This is a genomic window from Blastococcus sp. TF02A-26, assembly GCF_003319125.1.
Lineage (GTDB): Bacteria > Actinomycetota > Actinomycetes > Mycobacteriales > Geodermatophilaceae > Trujillonella.
The window spans coordinates 1-1,646 of the sequence record NZ_QOHG01000043.1; the positions used below are offsets into that span (position 1 = coordinate 1).

The following is a 1,646-nucleotide window of genomic DNA, read 5'->3' on the forward strand; positions in this document are numbered from 1 at the left end:
CTAGTGGTCGCGCTCGGAAGTACAGCGTCGTAAGTTGAGCCGCGTCTCGGCAGGGGGAAGCGCCGAGCCTCCGTGATTCGTCGTGCTCGGAGGCGTGTGCCGATGTCTCGCCTGTCGCCGTATGTGATTGAACTGTCCGATGCTGAGCGGGCGGTGCTGGAGGAGCGTTCCCGCGCCTACATGGCGCCGTTCGCTGTGGTGATCCGGGCCCGGATCGTGTTGCTGGCCGCCGACGGCGAGCCGAACACGGTGATCGCGCAGCGGCTGGACGTGGCTGTGAGCGTGGCCAGCAAGTGGCGCAAGCGGTTCGCCGAGTCCGGACTGGACGGACTCGAGGATCGGCGCCGGTCGGGCCGGCCGCGATCATTTCCGGCGCCGGTGGTCGCCGAGGTCAAGGCGATGGCCTGCGAGCCGCCCGAGGCCCGTGACGTGCCGTTGTCCCGGTGGAGCTCGACGGAACTGGCTGCCCAGGCGGTCGCCGAGGGCCTGGTGGATTCAGTGTCGGCGTCCACGGTGCGCCGCTGGCTGCACGCCGACGCGATCCGCCCGTGGCAGCACCGGTCATGGATCTTTCCCCGGGATCCGCAGTTCGCCGGGAAGGCAGCCCGGGTGCTGGACCTGTATGCCCGGATCTGGAACGGCGTCGCGCTCGGCGAGGACGAGTACGTGCTCAGCGCCGATGAGAAATCGCAGCTGCAGGCGCTGCGCCGCCGCCATCCCGAGCTGCCACCGGGCCCGGACCGGACCCGTCGGGTGGAGTTCGAATACCGCCGAGGCGGCACGCTGGCCTACTTCGGCGCCTACGACGTGCACCAGGCACAGCTGTTCGGCCTGACCGCACCGAAGACTGGAATCGCCCCGTTCGAGGCTCTGGTGGAGCAGGTGATGACGACCGAGCCCTACGCCTCGGCCCGGCGGGTGTTCTGGATCGTGGACAACGGCTCCTCGCACAACGGCGCTCGCTCGATCGACCGCATGCGCGCCCGCTGGCCGACAGCCGAGCTGGTGCACCTGCCCATTCACGCCTCCTGGCTGAACCAGATCGAGATCGTCTTCTCCATCCTCGGGCGCAAGGCGCTACATCCGGCCGACTTCGCCGACCTCGACGCCCTCACCGCCCGGCTGGCAGCCTTCGCGCCACGGTTCAACGCCACCGCGACCCCGTTCGACTGGCGATTCGGGCGGGCCGAGCTGGCCGACCTGTGCCGCCGTCTGGACATGCACCGGCCGGCAGCCACCCGCCCACTGGCGGCCTGACAACGACCAGGATGAGCCGATGGCGACCCCGCCGACCTCGACCAAGACCAGCCTCGGCCAACGCCTCAACGACCACGCCCGCGCGCACTGGCCGGCGCTGGCCCGAGTGCAGCTGCGCTTCCGAGGCCAGTTCGCCTACGTCGACGGCCAACTGCCCGACGGACAGCTGCTGCCACTGCTCCGACTGCGCTACAGCGGCTCGGCCAGCCGCTGGGGCTTCGCCCTCTACCGAGCCAGCCATGACGACTACCAGGACAACTACCTGCCCACCGGAGACACCACCGGCAGCCCCGAGGAAGCCCTCGACTGCGCCTGCGGCCTCTACCTCAGCGACCCCACCATCTGGCGGCAGCCGCATACACCGCCGAACTAACAGGCAGGACCACTAG

General features: G+C 69.7%; 2 protein-coding genes. Both read left to right on the forward strand.

All coding sequences use genetic code 11. The annotated features are described in order from the left end of the window. Positions 1-102 precede the first annotated feature (102 nt). Positions 103-1,257 carry an IS630 family transposase gene (locus DQ240_RS23005; RefSeq protein ID WP_199589487.1) on the forward strand — a complete coding sequence of 385 codons (1,155 nt, stop codon included), beginning with the start codon at positions 103-105 and terminating at the stop codon, positions 1,255-1,257. A 19-nt stretch (positions 1,258-1,276) separates the two neighbouring features. Then, on the forward strand, positions 1,277-1,630 hold the full coding sequence (locus tag DQ240_RS23010; RefSeq protein WP_113842040.1) for a hypothetical protein: 354 nt from the start codon (positions 1,277-1,279) through the stop codon (positions 1,628-1,630). Positions 1,631-1,646: the final 16 nt, after the last annotated feature.

What these genes read in the sequence shown, in the direction of transcription:
- DQ240_RS23005 (WP_199589487.1), top strand. Translation starts at nt 103, where the DNA reads ATGTCTCGCCTGTCGCCGTATGTGATTGAACTGTCCGATGCTGAGCGG.
- DQ240_RS23010 (WP_113842040.1), top strand. Translation starts at nt 1,277, where the DNA reads ATGGCGACCCCGCCGACCTCGACCAAGACCAGCCTCGGCCAACGCCTC.